This is a genomic window from Labilibaculum antarcticum, from assembly GCF_002356295.1.
Lineage (GTDB): Bacteria > Bacteroidota > Bacteroidia > Bacteroidales > Marinifilaceae > Labilibaculum > Labilibaculum antarcticum.
Window position 1 is genome coordinate 1968486 of the sequence record NZ_AP018042.1, and the last position, 18550, is coordinate 1987035.

General features: G+C 37.0%; 13 protein-coding genes. 7 read left to right on the plus strand and 6 right to left on the minus strand.

Features of this window, described 5'->3' with window-relative positions:
* Positions 1–145: 145 nt before the first annotated feature.
* Positions 146–1756 carry a SulP family inorganic anion transporter gene (locus ALGA_RS07705; protein WP_096428775.1) on the plus strand — a complete coding sequence of 537 codons (1611 nt, stop codon included), beginning with the start codon at positions 146–148 and terminating at the stop codon, positions 1754–1756.
* A gap of 319 nt (positions 1757–2075) precedes the next feature.
* Here the strand turns inward: ALGA_RS07705 and ALGA_RS07710 are convergent, their stop codons facing one another.
* The gene (locus tag ALGA_RS07710) at positions 2076–3272 is read right to left on the minus strand and encodes a C1 family peptidase (protein WP_096428776.1); all 1197 of its coding nucleotides are present in this window, start codon (positions 3270–3272) and stop codon (positions 2076–2078) included.
* Between the two features lie 176 nt (positions 3273–3448).
* Between ALGA_RS07710 and ALGA_RS07715 the strand changes: the two genes are divergently transcribed.
* Positions 3449–5089, plus strand: coding sequence for a dipeptidyl-peptidase 3 family protein (locus tag ALGA_RS07715; protein WP_096428777.1), 1641 nt, complete (start codon positions 3449–3451; stop codon positions 5087–5089).
* Between the two features lie 204 nt (positions 5090–5293).
* Here the strand turns inward: ALGA_RS07715 and ALGA_RS07720 are convergent, their stop codons facing one another.
* Positions 5294–7540 (minus strand): nitric-oxide reductase large subunit, encoded by a 2247-nt coding sequence (locus ALGA_RS07720; protein WP_096428778.1) that lies wholly within the window; start codon positions 7538–7540, stop codon positions 5294–5296.
* Positions 7541–7678: 138 nt separating this feature from the next.
* Between ALGA_RS07720 and ric the strand changes: the two genes are divergently transcribed.
* Both ric and ALGA_RS07730 read left to right on the plus strand, forming a co-directional pair.
* Complete coding sequence (ric, locus tag ALGA_RS07725) at positions 7679–8404, plus strand: iron-sulfur cluster repair di-iron protein (protein WP_096428779.1); 726 nt, start codon at positions 7679–7681, stop codon at positions 8402–8404.
* 22 nt (positions 8405–8426) lie between these two features.
* Positions 8427–8867 carry an RrF2 family transcriptional regulator gene (locus ALGA_RS07730; RefSeq protein WP_096428780.1) on the plus strand — a complete coding sequence of 147 codons (441 nt, stop codon included), beginning with the start codon at positions 8427–8429 and terminating at the stop codon, positions 8865–8867.
* Between the two features lie 186 nt (positions 8868–9053).
* On the opposite strand, the gene ALGA_RS07735 is transcribed toward ALGA_RS07730, so the two are convergent.
* The 4 genes from ALGA_RS07735 to ALGA_RS22935 form a co-directional block, all read right to left on the minus strand.
* Positions 9054–9791, minus strand: a complete 738-nt coding sequence (locus ALGA_RS07735; RefSeq protein ID WP_096433496.1) for a sulfite exporter TauE/SafE family protein — start codon at positions 9789–9791, stop codon at positions 9054–9056.
* Between the two features lie 8 nt (positions 9792–9799).
* Complete coding sequence (locus ALGA_RS07740) at positions 9800–10408, minus strand: FmdE family protein (protein ID WP_096428781.1); 609 nt, start codon at positions 10406–10408, stop codon at positions 9800–9802.
* Between the two features lie 69 nt (positions 10409–10477).
* On the minus strand, positions 10478–10777 hold the full coding sequence (locus tag ALGA_RS07745; RefSeq protein WP_096428782.1) for an ArsR/SmtB family transcription factor: 300 nt from the start codon (positions 10775–10777) through the stop codon (positions 10478–10480).
* A gap of 456 nt (positions 10778–11233) precedes the next feature.
* A complete protein-coding gene (locus ALGA_RS22935; protein WP_153244842.1) occupies positions 11234–11383 on the minus strand; it encodes a hypothetical protein in 150 nt (49 codons plus the stop codon).
* A gap of 239 nt (positions 11384–11622) precedes the next feature.
* On the opposite strand from ALGA_RS22935, the gene ALGA_RS07750 reads away from it, so the two are divergent.
* The 3 genes from ALGA_RS07750 to ALGA_RS23500 all read left to right on the plus strand — a co-directional run bounded on the left by ALGA_RS07750 (position 11623) and on the right by ALGA_RS23500 (position 17776).
* The gene (locus ALGA_RS07750) at positions 11623–14367 is read left to right on the plus strand and encodes a sensor histidine kinase (RefSeq protein WP_096428783.1); all 2745 of its coding nucleotides are present in this window, start codon (positions 11623–11625) and stop codon (positions 14365–14367) included.
* Between the two features lie 11 nt (positions 14368–14378).
* Positions 14379–15023: a response regulator transcription factor gene (locus ALGA_RS07755; RefSeq protein ID WP_096428784.1), complete on the plus strand. Its 645-nt coding sequence runs from the start codon at positions 14379–14381 to the stop codon at positions 15021–15023.
* Positions 15024–15289: 266 nt separating this feature from the next.
* A complete protein-coding gene (locus ALGA_RS23500; RefSeq protein WP_096428786.1) occupies positions 15290–17776 on the plus strand; it encodes a helix-turn-helix domain-containing protein in 2487 nt (828 codons plus the stop codon).
* The last annotated feature ends 774 nt before the right edge of the window (positions 17777–18550 follow it).

An 18550-nucleotide genomic window follows, 5' to 3' on the forward strand; every position in this document is an offset into this window, starting at 1 on the left:
CCCTGTAACCCACTCTCCGAAACATGTTACGCAGCATATATATCGTTTCCGGTCAAATAAAAAATAATTCTTTAATACAATGTAAGTGTTGCTAAAAATTAAAAGCCTAGTTTTGCCGCCTTAATCAAAATTTTGATGTGAAAAGATGGTAGATTTTTTTAGAAAGAAAGCAGCAAATTCAAAAGATGATATTTTATCGGGATTAACTGTAGCTCTTGCACTGGTGCCAGAAGCGGTTGCCTTTTCTTTTGTTGCGGGAGTAGATCCTTTGGTTGGACTATACGCAGCCTTTATGGTTGGTTTAATTACTTCCGTTTTTGGTGGTCGTCCAGGAATGATTTCCGGTGCTACAGGAGCCATGGCAGTTGTTTTAGTAAGCCTTGTAAAAGAAGGAAACGATATGGGAATGGCAATGGCTAACCCAATTCAAGATATGGGATTGAACTACTTGTTTGCTACGGTTGTACTGGCTGGTGTTCTTCAGTTTTTAGCGGGTACTTTTAAGTTTGGTAAATTCGTCAGACTCATTCCCCACCCTGTTATGATGGGATTTGTGAATGGTTTGGCAATCGTAATTTTCATGTCACAACTAGGCATGTTTAAAGATGTTTCGGGCGGAGAACCAACTTGGTTACAAGGCATAGATCTGTATACTATGATTGGTTTGGTTGTCTTAACCATGGGTATCATGTATTTTCTTCCAAAAATCACAACTAAAATACCTGCAGCTCTAATTGCTATATTAAGCGTTTCAGCCATTGCTATATTTGGTGGATTAGATGTTAGTACTGTTGGATCATTTATTAGAGATGGAGGCGGTACTGGTCTAAAAGGTGGTTTGCCAACTTTCCAAAGTCAGTTATTTGCTATGGTACCTTTAAACTGGACCACGATTACATTTATATTGCCTTATGCCGCAATTCTGGCCGCAATTGGATTAATTGAATCTTTAATGACCTTGAATTTACTAGATGAAATTACCAACACTCGTGGAAATGGAAACCGCGAATGTATGGCTCAAGGTGCTGCGAATATAGTAACCGGATTTTTCGGTGGTATGGGTGGATGTGCCATGATTGGTCAATCGCTGATTAATGTAAAATCAGGTGGACGAGGAAGATTATCGGGTATTGTTGCTGCCTCGACCTTATTAATATTTATTCTTTTTGCCTCTCCTTATATCGAAATGGTGCCAATCGCAGCACTTGTAGGTGTAATGTTTATGGTTGTAATCGGAACATTTGCCTGGGCTACCTTTAACGTACTGGGAAAAATACCAAAAGCCGATGCCTTTGTACTGATTTTGGTAACTGGCTTAACCGTTGTCTTCGACCTTGCTATTGCTGTATTGGTTGGTGTTATTGTTAGCGCACTTGCCTTTTCATGGGACAATGCCCGTAAAATTCGTGCAAGAAAATCGATTCGAGAAAATGGAACTAAAGTGTATGAAATCTGGGGTCCTTTGTTCTTCGGATCCATCACTACTTTCAATAACAAATTTGATGTGGAAAACGATCCAGAGTCTGTCGAAATTGATTTTATAGAATCGCGTGTGGCTGACCATTCGGGAATAGAAGCAATTAGTAATTTGGTTCAAAAGTATGAAAGTGCAGGAAAAACTATTAAATTGAAACACTTAAGTCATGACTGTATTATCTTACTGCAACGTGCTGATGATCATTTCAAAACTGTGATCTTACGAGATATAGATGATCCTAGATACTATGTTGTTACCGATAAAGCTAAAATTGGCTAAGCTCTAAAGATATCTGTGATGGAAATTCGTTTCCATTGCTTTTTTTCACCTCCTTCCCACGCGGGAGGAGGTGTTTTTGTTTCTACTCGAGCCATATAAACTAAGGCCAAACTTCCTGTTTTGTAAGTAAAGCTTACTGAATCCAATTACACTAAAATTATAAACTGGCTATGTTATTTTTGTTAGCTCATCAAGCCTGAAGTTTCTATGTAACACCACGACTCCATAATTCATTTGCTATTCATGGGGAAATCATTAATTCAGACCTAAAAAATGGGCTTGAATTTTCATCCAAGCCCATTTCCTACTTATTTAAATTTTATTTCAACCCCAATTTCTTGGCGATCTCAGCAGGAATAGCATCTTTATGAAGCAACAAGCCTATAGTTTTGTACTGCACAAATGCTTTCGATGCATAAAAATACCCTCCGTGAGAATTGTTATCTGTTCCCCACGAGTTCTTAATTAAGTAGTACTTACTGCCGTTTTGATCTTTCGCAGTTCCTACCATGTGCATCAAATGATCCTCGGTTGATTCGTAGTTGTCGAAAGCCTTTTGGCGCATTGCCTGAGTAATCACTTTTTCCTCGACAGGAAAATCCAAGCCGTAAGCCGATTTTTCATCTTTGCTCATGGTCTCCCATTTCGAAATTTCAGCGTCATCCATGCTCTTGGTTTCGGTTTCGGGAACTACAGCAACACCTTTTCGATGAGAGAATCCTTTTTCGCTCACATCACTTCCCCAGGCAAGACTGTATCCATTCTCGATGGCGTTATCAACAACCTGCATCATTTCGTCCATCGGCAAGTTGTAAACCTCTCCTAACGACCAGTTGTCCGGTCCTTCGAAAATAAAGCTTTCGTAAAACGGATGGTGAGTATAAGAGGTAATTGTAATGTAATCGTCCATATTCAAGCCCAGGTTATCGCGAAACGATTTAGGCGTATATTCTTTTCCTTCAACAGTGAAAGTCTCAGGAATCTCTCCTAAATAAGCGTCCAGAATGCCATCAAATCCTTTCATCCAAACCGGAGTAATCTTCTTGTTCTTATTTTTTACAACAGCATCAACATAGGCTTTCAAAACCTCATCCATCTCACCATGCACAGGCATTGTTTCATCGAAAGTATTTCCTGAATAAGCCGACTGCGGTATCAAACCAAAATCCTTTACCACATTCAGAACATCCCAGCCTTCTGCTCCGGCAGAAAAACTTTTCATCCCGTGAAAACGGACATAATCTGTTGCGCGTAAATGATAGTTCCGGTTCACGATAAACATCTCCGAAAGATCCATCTCCTCTTTTCCCAAACGAATGATTTCCGATTCCAGAAATGAAATTGTTGCATAAGACCAGCAAGTTCCCGAACGGTTCTGATTTTTAACAGGCGTTGCCTTCAATTGTTTGTCGATAGTAAATTGATAGCTTTTCTTTACATCTTTCTTTTTTTGGGCCGAAGATGTTTGTAATAGTGCAAAAACAAGGATGATTGCAATTAAAAATCTGTTCTTCATTTTATAATTGTTAGGTTGTTTAAGTTAATTATTGCCAGGTAAATCTTGATAAAACAATTCTTTGCTGTATTTTTGATTACTGACAGAAGATCATGCAATGTAAAAAACAATTCTACAATTTAATCGATGAAACAATAAGAACCAACAACATATTCTAACTTAAATTTCATACTCAAATGAAAAAAACCGCATCTATTGCATTATTGCTGGCCATGACTTTAGGCTTTGTAGCATGTAATGAAAAACCAGCCAAACAAGCTGAGGTTACCCCAACACAAAAATTAGTGAATCAATATGCCGAAGTTGAATTAACAACTGACATAAGTATACTAAGCGAAAATGAAAAGCAGATGCTTCCTATTCTAATGGACGTTGCTGATATCATGGAAGAATTATTCTGGATGGATGCAGTTGGCAATAAAGCTGATTTTTTGGCTAAGCTTACCGATCCTGCTGCAATTGAATATTCAAAAATAAACTATGGTCCTTGGGATCGTTTGAATAATAACGAAGCTTTCCTTTCCGGATTTGAGGCAAAACCTAAAGGTGCTAACTTTTATCCTGCCGACATGACTCAAGAGGAGTTTGATGCAATTGATAACGAGATGAAAACCGATTGGTACACCAAAATTCAGCGCGATGAAAATGGGGAACTAAAAGTAGTTCCTTACCATGTAGCTTACCAGGAACAACTTAAAAAAGCTTCCAAATTATTAATACAAGCTTCTGAATTAGCTGAAGATGCCGGTTTAAAAAATTATCTGGAATTGCGTGCTGACGCCCTTCTTACTGATAATTACCTTGCTTCTGATTTAGCTTGGATGGACATGAAAAACAACACAATCGATTTTGTTGTTGGTCCTATCGAAACTTACGAAGACGCTCTTTACGGATACAAAGCTTCACATTCAGGTCAGATTTTAGTAAAAGATAAAGTTTGGAGTGAAAAACTATCAAAATTTGCTTCTTTACTACCTCGTCTTCAGGAAGGTCTTCCTGTTCCTGCCGAGTACAAAGCCGAAAAAGCGAACGCTAATGCGGACATGAATGTTTACGATGAAATTTATTCTGCAGGTGACTGTAATGCGGGTAGCAAGAATATTGCGATTAACCTTCCTAACGATCCTCGTGTTCACGCACAAAAAGGGTCAAGAAAATTGCAATTGAAAAATGTAATGAAGGCTAAATTCGATAAGATCTTAGTTCCTATTTCTGATTTACTGATGGATGAGAGCCAACGTAAAAACATAACTTTTGATGCTTTCTTCGAGAATGTAATGTTTCATGAAGTGGCTCACGGTTTGGGAATTAAATACACATTGAAAGATCAGGAAAGTGTTCGTAAAGTATTGAAAGATACTTACACCTCTATTGAAGAAGGGAAAGCTGACATTCTTGGTTTATATATGATTACTCAAATGGCTGAATGGGGCGAATTGGATGCCGACAAGTTGATGGACAATTATGTGACCTTCATGGCCGGAATTTTCCGTTCTGTACGTTTCGGAGCTTCCAGTGCTCACGGAAAAGCGAATATGATTCGTTTCTATTTCTTCGAAGAGCAAGGTGCTTTTACCCGAAATGCTGAAACCGGAACTTACAAAGTAAATTTCGAAAAAATGAAAGCAGCGATGAACGAATTGGGAAAACAAATCCTAATTATCCAAGGTGATGGTAACTACGAAGCTGCGAAGCAAATGATTGCTGACAGAGGTTTTATTCGTGAAGATCTTCAAAAAGATTTGGATCGTGTAAACAATGCTGGTATCCCTAAAGATATCGTTTACAAGCAAGGAGTTACAGTTTTAGGATTGTAAAAATAAAGTATAAGTGGTGAGTAATTGATCGTGAGACTTTTTACAGCTGCAAAAATAAAAAAGGGAGGCTGAATCGATTTTGATTCAGCCTCTTTTGCTTTTCACCAGACCTAAACTAAAACGTTTCATTTTTGAATTGAGTAAAAAAAATCGCCCCCGAAGAGGCGATTTAAGGTGTATTAATCCTTATTAGTAAACTATTTATTATTTTTTCTTTTCTATTGTCCAACCAAATTTTAATCCAAAGATATGATAAGCCAAAGCAAACATACCCGCGGCAAATATGGTATCACCAAAAACCCGCATCCATTTTAGTGTAGACATATAATCTTGTTGCATGAATTCTGCCGAACGTGCATACCACAAACCGACTTCTACACTTGCCCATGTTTGTGCCAATCCTATTGGTAACACACTAATCAAAACCATTAGCAGGAGACCAATATTAATCGCCCAGAAGGCAAATTTAATTGGCCCTTCTTTCCATTTCACAGTCAAATCCATGTCACGCAATACGAACAACATCAAACCAATTCCCAGAAATCCATAAACTCCAAAGAGAGCTGTGTGACCGTGAACCGCAGTTGTGTTCAATCCTTGCATGTAGTACAATGCAACGGGAGGATTAATTAAGAATCCAAAGATTCCTGCTCCCAGAAAATTCCAAAAGGCTACTGCCACGAAACAATAGATTGGCCATTTGTAAGCATCTATCCAATTCCCTGAACGAGTAAGCTTGATGTTATGGTAAGCCTCAAAACCCATGAAAACAAGAGGTACAACTTCAAGAGCACTAAAACTGGCTCCTAATGCCAAAACAGCTACCGGTGTTCCCGAGAAGTATAAATGATGGAAAGTTCCAAGAATACCTCCACTTAAAAATATAATGGTCGTGAATAACACCGTTGTGGTTGCAACTTTAGCACCAATTAACTTCATTCGAACAAATAAGAATGCAATAATTACAGTCGCAAATACCTCAAAAAAGCCCTCAACCCATAGGTGAACAACCCACCATCTCCAGTATTCTGCAATAGCTAGGTGAGTTTGTTGTCCCCACATTAATCCAGCTCCGTAAAAAGAAGCGATTGCCAATGAGGCGATCAAAAACATGATTAGAAGATTTCTGTTTTCAGTACGTTGTCTTAGTGCTGGAAGTAAAGCTCTAGCCATTAAGCCAAGCCAGATAAATAATCCTGCAAAAAGGAATATTTGCCAGAAACGACCCAAATCAACGTATTCATATCCTTGGTGCCCGAACCAAAAGTTTTCAGTATAACCTAATTTTTGCATAATTCCCATCCACTGTCCGGCAAGGGAACCAACAACAATAACCAATAAGGAGATAAAAAGAATATTCACTCCCAGTTTCTGATATTTAGGGTCTTTACCTGCAATTGCCGGGGCAAAGAATAAACCTGTTGCCAACCACGATGTCGCAATCCAGAAAATTCCAATTTGTACATGCCAGGTTCGGGTTACGGAATAAGGTAACCATTGATCCAGAGGAATTCCGTAAAAAGCACTGCCCTCTACTCCGTAGTGTGCCGTTATTACCCCGGCCGTTATTTGCACCAGCATCAGTAAAGTCACAACCCAAAAATATTTTAAAGTTGCTTTCATCGATGGAAACATCTTTGTGCCCATTATTGGATTTTCCAGCGGCATATCAATGTGTTCCTCTTTATCTCTATTTGTTGCATAAAACCAGCCCATCCAGCCAATTCCTGCCAAAAGTATAATGATACTAAAGCCTGTCCAGAGTAGTAATGCACTGGTAGGTCTGTTGCCAACCAATTTTTCGGGTGGCCAGTTATTCGTATAGGTAATTTCCTGTCCGGGCCTCTCAGTAACCGTAGCCCATGTTGCCCAAAAGAAAAAAGCATTCATCTTTTCCATTCGCGCCAGATCTTTAACGGTATTTGCAGGAATAGCATAAGCATCACGCAATTTTGCCTGCGCTTCGCCATCCATAAAAACGCCGGTGAAATGATCGCCAATGGCTTTAATTCCTTTTGCTCTTAAGTCTGAAATCACCAGATTCCTTGACGTAACATCATAAGTATTCGTACGCATTTCTTTCTGCACACGAGCCTCTAAGGCTGCTTTCTGTTCGTTATTTAAACCTTCGTAGTTAGTGCCAAAATCAGCATTTCCCCAGAAGTCCAACAAAAACATTGCTTCACGATGCAACCAGTCGGCTGTCCAATCGGGAGCTTGGTAAGCTCCGTGTCCCCAGATAGAGCCGACTTCCTGCCCTCCTATGGATTGCCAAACATTTTGTCCATCCCTAATATCCTGACCACTTACAATCACTTCTCCCGAAGAAGTAACAATTTGATCTGGAATTGGAGGCTTTTCACGATAAATCTCCCGTCCAAAATAAAGAAGAACTGCAAATGATAAAACCATCACCGCAATAAATCCGTACCATAATCTCTTGGTTTTCATACATTTTCAATTTAATGGATATTCTACTCTTTTATTATTTTGTTGCAAATGTAGAAATAAAATTCTACTTTTGACGATCAGAAGATCCTTTTATCTTCTTTTAGAGGAGTCAGTTATTTACAAATAAAGAATTATACCATGATTAGTCAGGAAACACATGTTGGAGATATTGTGAGAAGTCATTTTCAAACAGTTAAGATATTTGATGATCATCAGATCGATTTTTGCTGCGGGGGAAAACAGAGTGTACGTGAGGCATGTGAGAAACAATCTCTTGATCCAAATGAAGTAATTGAAAAGCTGGAAGCAGCAATTAAAAGCCCAGCAGATGCACCCGAATTCGATAAAATGCCACTTGGAGAGTTGATTCAATACATTAAAGAGAATCATCATTCCTATGTTCGCGAACAAATACCAATGATTTCTAAATTTCTGAACAAAATTGAAGAAGTTCACGGAAGTAAACACCCTGAAATTGAAATGATAAATTTGCATTTTAAAGAATCAGCGAAACAATTAAGCGTGCACATGGATAAAGAGGAAACTGAACTATTTCCATTCATTGAAAAATTAGTGAAATTAACATCAGGCGAGCTTTTTGATTCCTTATCAGTAGAGATTAGTGCAGAAGAAACAATTTATTCATTAATACAGGAGCATGAGAAGGAAGGAGATCGATTCGAAGAAATTTCGCGATTAACACTTGGCTATCAACCGCCACAAGGAGCCTGTAATACATTTCGTGCGGCTTACCAAAACTTGCAGGCTTTTGAAAAAGATTTGCACAGACATGTTCATTTGGAAAATAACATCCTATTTCCAAAGGCAATTATATTAGAACAGGATATCAGGAAAAATAATTAATTTAGCATTTCAAGATACAGATATGCTCTCAAAAACTGCTGAATATGCTATTCGTGCATTGGTTTACATCCAATTGCAAAACTGGGAAGGAAAACGTCCAGGCTTTAAAGAAATAGCTAAAAATATTGAATCTCCAGAACACTTTACGGCTAAAATACTGCAGATACTAACGCGTTTCGAACTTATTAAAAGTTTTAAAGGTAGAAATGGCGGATTTTTCTTCGATCAGGATAGCGAGGAATTACAATTGCATCGAATTATTGTTGCAATTGATGGTGAAAAATCGTTTACACGATGCAGTTTTGGTTTGAAAAGTTGTGATGAGAATAATAAATGTCCGTTACACGATGATTTTTCGGAGCTAAGAAATAATTACGCGGCTCTTGTTAAAGAAAAAACAATTCAAACTCTGGCAAAAAAGATTCTTAATGGAGAAGCAGTTTTAACACAGAAAGTTAATTAAGAACAGTTATATATCTGTTTAAAATAAAAAAAGGTCACAAGCTAATAAGCTTTGCGACCTTTTTATTTGTTCTGTCTCGTCCTGTAATAAGTTGACAGTAGGCCGACTAATTTGTTCGCCGACTTACGAGATAATCCTTCCGTCTTCAATAAAAAAGAAAATCTCAAAGAACCTATCCTAATGATTTTAGAATAATTTCAAAGACATTTTAGCAGCCATTAATAACAGAATAACTGCAAGAATCTTTTTTACCAAACTAGGATTTAATTTCTTTTGCATAAAAATGGTTCCCAAAGTTGCTCCTCCTATTCCTCCAACAGATACAACAGCAAGTATTGACCAGTTTATTGCACCCATTGACCAATAAGTTAAAAAAGCAGAAAAGGCAGAAAAAGGAACTACAAATGCTGTTATGGCCGCTGTTTTTTTCGGGTTAAAACCAAGCATGAGCATTAATGGAGAAATAATGCCTCCTCCGCCAATACCCAATACCCCAGACAGCAAACCAGCAATAGCTCCTATTAACGAAAGCTTAATTATTGGTCTGTCTTCCCTATAATTACCCAAGCCTTTTGATTTGAAGAACAAAAACATAAGACCCGAAAATATCAGGAAACAGATAAATAATATTACGATTTGACGATTTGGAATAAACTTGCTTGCATAAGCACCAACCGCAGCAAAAATGAATGAGAAAATGATCAGAGGTATCCCCAATCTAAAATCTAAACGTTTATTTTTTATATTCGAAATACTTGCCCCTGTTAGACTAACCGTATTATAAAACAATCCGATTGGTTTTGCTGCTGATATAGGAATTCCAAGCGATACCATCGCCGGAATTAATATAATAGCCGCTCCAACACCACCCAAAGCAAAAATAAATGCCGCAACAAAAGAAATCCCAAACAACAGATAATCCATAATGTCTATTAAATTATTTTTGCCGCACAAGGCTGACACATCACTTTACCATCAATAATTTTAGAGGCATTGTCGAACACAATTTCGTTACACTTAGAACAATTGTGCCAATCAAAAGTCCCTTTTGGTAATTGTACATTATTTTCGAAAATTTCACTCACTGTAAAAATCATATTTTCATCTGCTTTTTTTACATTTTCAATGAGTGGAGTAAGTATCTCTGGTTTAATATCATTTGGATGCACATTTTGTTTGCGCAACTGCACAAATTCCGAGTTTAGTGCTTTTTCGAAAAACTCAGGCCTCATGGAAACCCTAACCGCCTTTTTAGTTTTTAAATCAACTAAAGTAATTGCATTTTTACCATAGTTTAGCTTTTCAACATTGCCCTTTCCGTAAGTACATCCGGTAGATGACATTACACCATCTAGAAAGCAAGCCGCAGCATGTGCTGGTCCATTTTCACAAATTAAATAAAGTTCTTTATTACTCGCCTTTTCAACTCCAAGTTTTGCCATTGCCGTTAAACCTGCGCGATATCCTATTGGCATTGCCGGACATTTATGTCCATGAAATTCATAAGCCCATTCGGGAATTTCTACGATTATATTTTTCATTTTTTTAAATTTTACTGATTCAAAAATTGTTCGCTATTCGCAAAACAACGAATGATTTTGATAAATTTTTTAAAGTCCTAAAAATTGTTTAAAAAGCTGTTGTGCTTCTTTCCAGTTTTCTTTATTGATACAATACTTAATTCGTGGCGATTCAATCTCACCCTGAATCAATCCTGCATCTTTCAACTCTTTAAGATGCTGAGACAAAGTAGATTTTGCTATCGGAAGCTCATCACTTAAATCTCCACTGTAACAGCAGCTTTGTTTTGAAAGCAATTCCAAAACATACATTCTCACGGGATGCCCCATTGCTTTAGCATAGCGCGCAACTTTTTGCTGTTCTTCTGTCATGATTTTTTTGATTGTCATGGCTGTAATTATCGTTCGTTAATTTACGAACAAAGGTATCGCCTTTTTTTAATTTAGAACCATTATCCTTACTTTTTTTTTGAAGCTTAAGAAAAAGGGCTTTCACATCATCAATGTTCGAAACTCAGAAGTAATATATAAACAGCACACAATTAACGCAGGACATTTATACATCAGTTTAAAATAACAAAACGCCCCTGGAAGAACTCGTACGCTGTCGTCCTTGCGGATATGTAATGAAAAAAGATAAATTAAACGGATTTTGTCAGGCCTGTGGAGTACTCAATAAAGTCTTAAAGCCAATCGTGAAAAAGGATCACCAAATCGTTTATTCATCCTAAACCTGGATTTACATCTCGCAATGTTTTATTGCATTTGTTCATTTCCTTTTAGAAATTATTGGGCTATTTCCTGAATTTCATACAGATCAATTAAAGCTTGTTACAGGATTTATGATCACACTTTTCCTTTGGCTTTGGCTTTTATCTCAGGAACTATTGAAGGAATTACGCGAGTTAAAAGTTTACGACCTCCTCTTTGGTGAAATAATATAATCCACAGTAACCTACTATCAATCATATCCGTAGTATTGCTGTTAGTAGCCATGAAATCTGAATCTTTACTATAACAATTATTTGTGCGTTTTGTACGCTTTTGAAGTAATGCTTGGATCGATAGAAAAAAGTTAATTCAATGTAATTCTGCCCGGAAAAAAACCCACAGAAAAAAGTACAAACTAAATTAAGCGAAGCTGAGAAAAATGGGTATTTTACAGCATAGCATATCATGGTTAGCCTTTGTATCTTACCCATCCATCAGAATCGATCCGGTGAACCTATTTTACGATGGCAAAGTATAAATTACGTATGAGTAATATTAATCACATTTTTTGGAAAACCAGCATCCTGCTTTTTTTCATTTTCCTTTTTGGATTCCAGGCTTCTGCCCGGAAACAAAGAGTACTCGTTCTGCATTCCTACCATCAGGGATTGAATTGGACAGATAATGTGAGTGCGGGTATTCAATCGGTTTTAGGAAGTGAAGACAATGTTGAGCTGATGTTTGAGTACATGGATACCAAGCGAAACTCAAATCCTGAATATTTACAAGAATTCGCTAAGCTTTATGGTCTCAAACACTTAAAAAATAAATTTGAAGCCATTATTGTCTCCGATAACAATGCCTTGGATTTCGTAAGAAAATATTACTCCGAATTCTTTAAAGCAACTCCAATAATTTTTTGTTCGATCGATAAATTTTCTGATAATTTAATAGAAGGAATTGCGCATGTTTCGGGTGTTACCGAAGAAATAGACTCCCAAAAAACCATAGAAGTAGCCTTAGGCTTGCACCCGAAAGCAACAAAATTGGTTGTTATCAATGACAATCAAACTCAATCGGCAATATTAAATAGAAATAACATTAAATCTTTTTGGCCTAATTTAAAAACTGATGTTGAACTTGTTTTTATAGAGAATTTACTCATTGATGAATTAGTTGATCAGGTTAAAAATCTTGATCCCAACAGCATTATCTACCTCATCAATTTTAGTCGTGATAAAGAAGGTAATTTTATCTCTTACAAGGAAAACATTGAAATTATCAGGAAAGCGACCAAATTACCAATATATAGTAGCTGGGAATTCTATTTTAACGAAGGTATTGTTGGAGGAATGCTCACTAGTGGTTACAAAGAGGGAGAACTTGCGGCGAAAATTGCTCTTCAAGTGCTAAATGGAAAAGAAATTAACGAAATTCCTATTGTTCGATCGGGATACAACAGTTTCAAATTCGATTTCGAACAAATGAAACGTTTTGGAATTCTCCCCAAACAACTTCCAAAGGGTAGCATCATAAGAAATCAGCCACCTCCAATTGTTCCCCAATACCAAACGTCATTATTCGTAATAATCATATTTGGTTTAATCATTGCAATCATTTTACGATACTCAAAATTGAAAAGGGAGCAGAATGAGGAAAAACTGATTCAGGAGAATGAAGAATTAGACCGAAGAGTAGCCAACAGGACAAAAGAAGTTGTATTCGCCAACGAAAAGCTGGAACTGCAGACGGAACAAATCATCAAACAAAATAAGGAACTGGAAGATCATAGATACAATCTGCTGGAACTTGTTAAGATTCGGACTGAAAATTTGGAAGAGGCAAATCTGGAACTGAAAAGCAGCAGAAACAGGCTTCTACGAATGCTTGATGCAAATTCAGACGGAGTTTGGGAGCATAATTTTGCCAACGATCAAACCTACATTAGTAAAATCATCTGGGATAAATTGGGCTATGAATCTGTAACCATTTCCAACACAAAAGATCTTCTCTGCAAATTGATTCATCCTGAAGATTTAATTATCATCAAACAAAAACACCGACAAAACAAACTGGGTTACAGCGCATTATTTATTGTAGAATTTAGAATATTCACAAAAAACAAGGACTGGATGTGGTTTAAAGCCAAAGGCCTAATTCTTGATTATGATGCAAGTGATAAACCATTAAACATTGTTGGCACACTAACCAATATTACACAGCGAAAAGAAGCCGAAAAAAAGATTCGAAGTGAAGAACAAAAATTGAGAGTCTCAGAAAAAAGATGGCGCTCTTTAATTGAACAAGCATCCGATGGAATATTAATTTACAATACCGATGGGAATATTCTGGATGCCAATTCAGCGGCATGCAATTGGCTGGGCTATTCAACCGATGAAATTCTTTCACTTAATTACAGCGAAATAGACTCGAGACACAGCAGTTCGGAATTGCATAATTATTGGCGAAAATTAAATGCATCCAATCCTTCTCTTACCTTTGAATCGGTACAAAAAAGAAAAAACGGAAGCAGTTTCCCTGTAGAAATTCATTTGAGCTTAATTGAACTGCAGGATAGCAAACTAATTCTATCTTTGGTGAATGATATCAGCCTGCGCCAGGAAACTGAGCGTAAAATATTGAATGCTGTAATTAATACTGAAGAGAGTGAACGCAAGCGATTCGCAACCGATTTGCATGATTCTATTGGCCCTTTACTTTCGAGCATCAACCTGTACCTGTCCTCATTAGACAAATTTGATTCGGAAGAAGAGAAAGGGAACATTATTAAAGCTTCGGTTGATGCAGTAAATGAGGCTTTGGTGAGTATTAAAGAAATTTCGAATAATCTGAGTCCGCACATTTTAAATGATTTTGGACTGGATAAAGCCATTCGTTCCTTCACCAATAAAATTAATCTATCGCAAACCATCAGTATTAGCTTTTACGCCGAAAACATGGAGGAGCGGATTAACCAGCAGGTTGAAGTTGTGATATTTAGGGTTGTAAGTGAATTAATTAACAATACAATTAAGCATGCACAAGCCACAAATATTGAAATAAACCTCTCGAGAGAAGGTAATTTAGTTTCTCTTATTTATATTGACAACGGAATTGGTTTTGATGCAAAAGCAATTAATGCCGGAACATCAACAGGGATGGGATTGTATAATGTATTTAGCCGAATTCGGTCGTTAAATGGATCGCACAAAATTAAAAGTCACCCAAAACGTGGCGGAATGATGGCAGTAGTTGAGATTAATCTGTAAAAATAAAGAGCATGAGTGAATGCAGGGTAATGATTGTGGATGACCACAAAATGTTTAGAAGTGGATTGCGCTTTCTTTTGAATAATGTTCCCACAATTGAAATAGTTGGGGAAGCTTCGAATGGTAAAGAATTTCTGGAAATAGCTGAAAATATTCAGATGGATATTGTTCTGATGGACATTAACATGCCCGAAATGAATGGAATTGAAGCCACACGACTAGCTCTTGAGAAATATCCAGACCTGAAAGTGATTGTTCTATCCATGCATGGAGAAGAGGAATACTATGATCAGATGTTGGATGCGGGCGTTAAAGGTTTTCTGCTTAAAAACTCCGATGCGGATGAATTAATATCGGCTTTGGAAGCTGTTATGGCAGGAAAAAGCTACTTCTCACAGGAACTTTTGGTTAATATTCTCGATCAAAAAAGACTGCATAAATTTAGAACCGAAACCGTAAAATTGTCGCAAAGGGAATTGGAAGTTTTAAGGCTGATTTGTGATGGATACAGTAATGCTGAAATTGCAGAGGAATTGTTTATCAGCCAAAGAACAGTTGACCGTCACCGCTCCAATTTACTGAGCAAAACCGCTTGTAAAAACTCAACCTCCCTGGTTATGTATGCAGTGAAAAATAAGATTATTGAAATTGACTAACTTGCAGACTATATTTTAGTCATCACGAAAATTAAGCTTCAAATATACAAACGTATTTTTTTATAAGTGGCCTGTAAAAAAAGTCCATACCAAACTTCAGCTGCAAGAGCAGTAAAACAAAAATAATCAAGTACAAACAGATCAGGGTTCTCAGAAATTCTGATCTGTTCTTTTTTAAATCAAATTCAATTAATCTTACATAAATTTCCATTTGAATCCCATTAACATTTTGTATTTTTAGTTTTTCAAAAACTGATGTTTATAAAATGGAAAGTAATTTACAACTGGATCTGGCTCACAAGTTTGTACGATTCACAAACACCACAATTTTCTTAACGGGTAAGGCCGGTACCGGAAAAACTACCTTTTTACGTCAGTTAAAAGGGGAACTGCCCAAGCGAATGGTTGTTGTTGCACCAACTGGTGTGGCGGCCATTAATGCAGGTGGTGTAACTATTCATTCCTTTTTCCAGTTGCCTTTTGGCCCCATATTACCGGGACAAATTCTTAATGAGGAGAAAAACCCCAAAAAGGAATCCAATTCACCAATCCGGAAATACCGAAAAGAAAAAATCGATATTATAAAATCTCTCGACCTTCTGATTATTGATGAAATTAGTATGGTTAGGGCCGATTTGCTGGATGGAATTGACGAAGTTCTGCGCAAATTTAAAAACAGAAACCTGCCTTTTGGTGGTGTTCAGATTTTGATGATTGGCGATTTACAACAATTGCCTCCGGTAGTGAAAAATGAAGAATGGAGTTTGCTTCGGAATCATTACGAAACCCCTTTCTTTTTTAGCAGTCGTGCATTTCTGCAATCACAACACATCAGTATCGAACTGCAACATGTATATCGTCAAAACGATGAGAAGTTTATTAATATTCTGAACGAAATACGAAACAATAAGCTCTCCCAAGCATCTTATCAGGAATTGGAAAAGAGATATTTACCCAATTTTAATCCGACCGATAAGGATGGCTACATTACCCTAACAACACACAATGCCAGAGCTCAAAAAATAAATGAAGAAAAACTGAAGCAAATAAAGGGAAAGTCGCAACAGTTTAAAGCTAATATTACAGGAATATTTCCCGAATACTCCTTTCCCACCGAAGAGCAATTGCAACTTAAAGTAGGTGCACAGGTAATGTTCGTGAAAAATGACAGTTCGCCTGAAAAACTATTCTTTAACGGCAAAATAGGAACGGTTAGCAGTTTTGGCGATGACGTAATTCATGTGAAATGTGAAACCGATAATTTCGAAATTGATGTGTATCCGGAGGATTGGCACAACGTTAAATACAGTATCAACGAGGCAAGTAAAGAAATTGAAGAAACAATTTCGGGCGGTTTTTCACAGTTCCCATTAAAGCTGGCCTGGGCAATTACCATTCATAAAAGTCAGGGATTGACTTTCGAAAGAGCAGTGATCGATGCCAATGCAGCCTTTGCCCACGGACAAGTTTACGTGGCCTTGAGTCGCTGTAAATCACTGGAAGGATTGGTTCTTAAATCAACCTTAAGTAAATCGGGCATTATTTGCGATACTGCCGTATCAAAATTCACACAAAATATTGAAGCAAATCCTCCGGGGGAAGCAAATCTGGATAATTCCATTCGCAAGTATCAGTTTCAGCTTCTCGAAGAACTGTTTTCTTTTCATGATATCTACCGAATCTGCAACTATTGCAACAAGCATTTACAGGAAAACAGGAACAGTATTCAGGGAAATTTGCCCGATAAGATGAATGCGGCCTTTCCATTTCTGGGACCGGAAATTTTGGTGATGGGAGAAAAATTTATTCCATCCTTAAAACGGTATTGTACCGATAGTGAGGGCATTCATGAACACAAAGAGGCGCAGGAAAGAATCAGTAAAGCATCGGCCTACTTTGTGGGTAAACTAGAGGAACATCTGCAATCAGTTCTAAAAGATTTTAGTTTCGACAGCGATAATCAGGGTATAAAAAAAGTAATTGAGGGTCATTTGAAACAGTTGAATGAAAAGCTAAGTGTTAAGCTTGTTAGTTTAAAATCGTGTTTGAAAAAATTCGATACTGCGGCTTATCAAACTGTGCGGGCCAAAGCTCATTTCGAGAAGCAAGCTTTCCATTTAAAGAGCCCCAAAGATGTCGTTGATGAGAATGTAAAACATCCGAATTTATTTCGAATACTAAAGAAATGGAGAAAGAATCTGGCCGATAAAATAAATGCGCCGGTTTATTACATTGCTTCGCAGCAAAGTCTGGTTGATATTGCCAACAATCTGCCCTACACTGCCGAACAGCTGAAAGATGTGAAAGGCTTTGGAAAGAAAAAAATTGAGCGATACGGGGCTGATGTGATCCGAATGGTTTCGGAATATCGCCAGGGACAAAATTTGGGTTTGTTGAATTTTACGGCTGCAGCACCATCTGCGGCAAAAACACCAACAAAAAAACCAGCCACCAAACAAGATACGAAAGAGGTGAGTTTGGAAATGTATCAGGATGGAAGAAATGTAAGGGAGATTGCGGCCTTTCGGGATCTTACTGTGGCTACCATCGAAAAACATTTAGCCCATTACGTTGGCTTGGGCATGCTGTCTCTCGATAAATTTGTAGAAAAAAAGAAGATCAAAAAAATTAAAAAGCAGCTTGAAAAAGAAGGCATTGAAAGCCTAAATGAGTGCAAAAAAGAACTTGGTTCTGATTACTCCTACTCTGAAATTAGATATGTTCAGGCTTTTTTGAAAAATGCAAAATCGTAGAGAAAAACATGATATTTTAAGTTTCCTTAACTTTAATTCAATCCTTTTAGCACTCCAATGCACTACATTTGGAAGGTAGAAACTGTAGAGTTTTTTCATAGATTAGGTTTAGGTTAGTAATTAGGATTAGAGAAAATCCCAGGCTTCACAGTCTGGGATTTTTCTATTTATTGGAAATCATTTTATGTGTATTCTATTCAACCTAGTTCTGATCCCTCCTACTCTAAAATAAGTTTTGTTCAGGCTTATCTGAAAAATTAGAATATAAAACAATACCAATACGAACGTCAAAACATAAATGGGTTCAGCTGATGATCTTTTAAGTTTCCTTAACTTTAATTCAATCAATTTAGCACTCCAATACACTAGATTTATATCAGACAATAAGAGATAGTTTTTTCATAGATTAGATTTAGGTTAGTAATTTAGGTTAGAGAAAATCCCAGGCTTCACAGTCTGGGATTTTTCTATTTATTGGAAATCATTTTATGTATATTCTATTCAACCTAGTTCTGATCCCTCCTACTCTAAAATAAGTTTTGTTCAGGCTTATCTGAAAAATGCAAATACAAAATAATACCAATACTCGCTTCATCACATAAATGGGTTCAGTTGATGATCTTTTAAGTTTCCTTAACTTTAATTCAATCCTTTTAGCACTCCAATGCACTATATTTATATCAGACAAAAAGAGATAGATTTTTCATAGATTAGATTTAGGTTAGTAATTAGGTTTAGAGAAAATCCCGGGCTTCACAGCTCGGGATTTTTTGA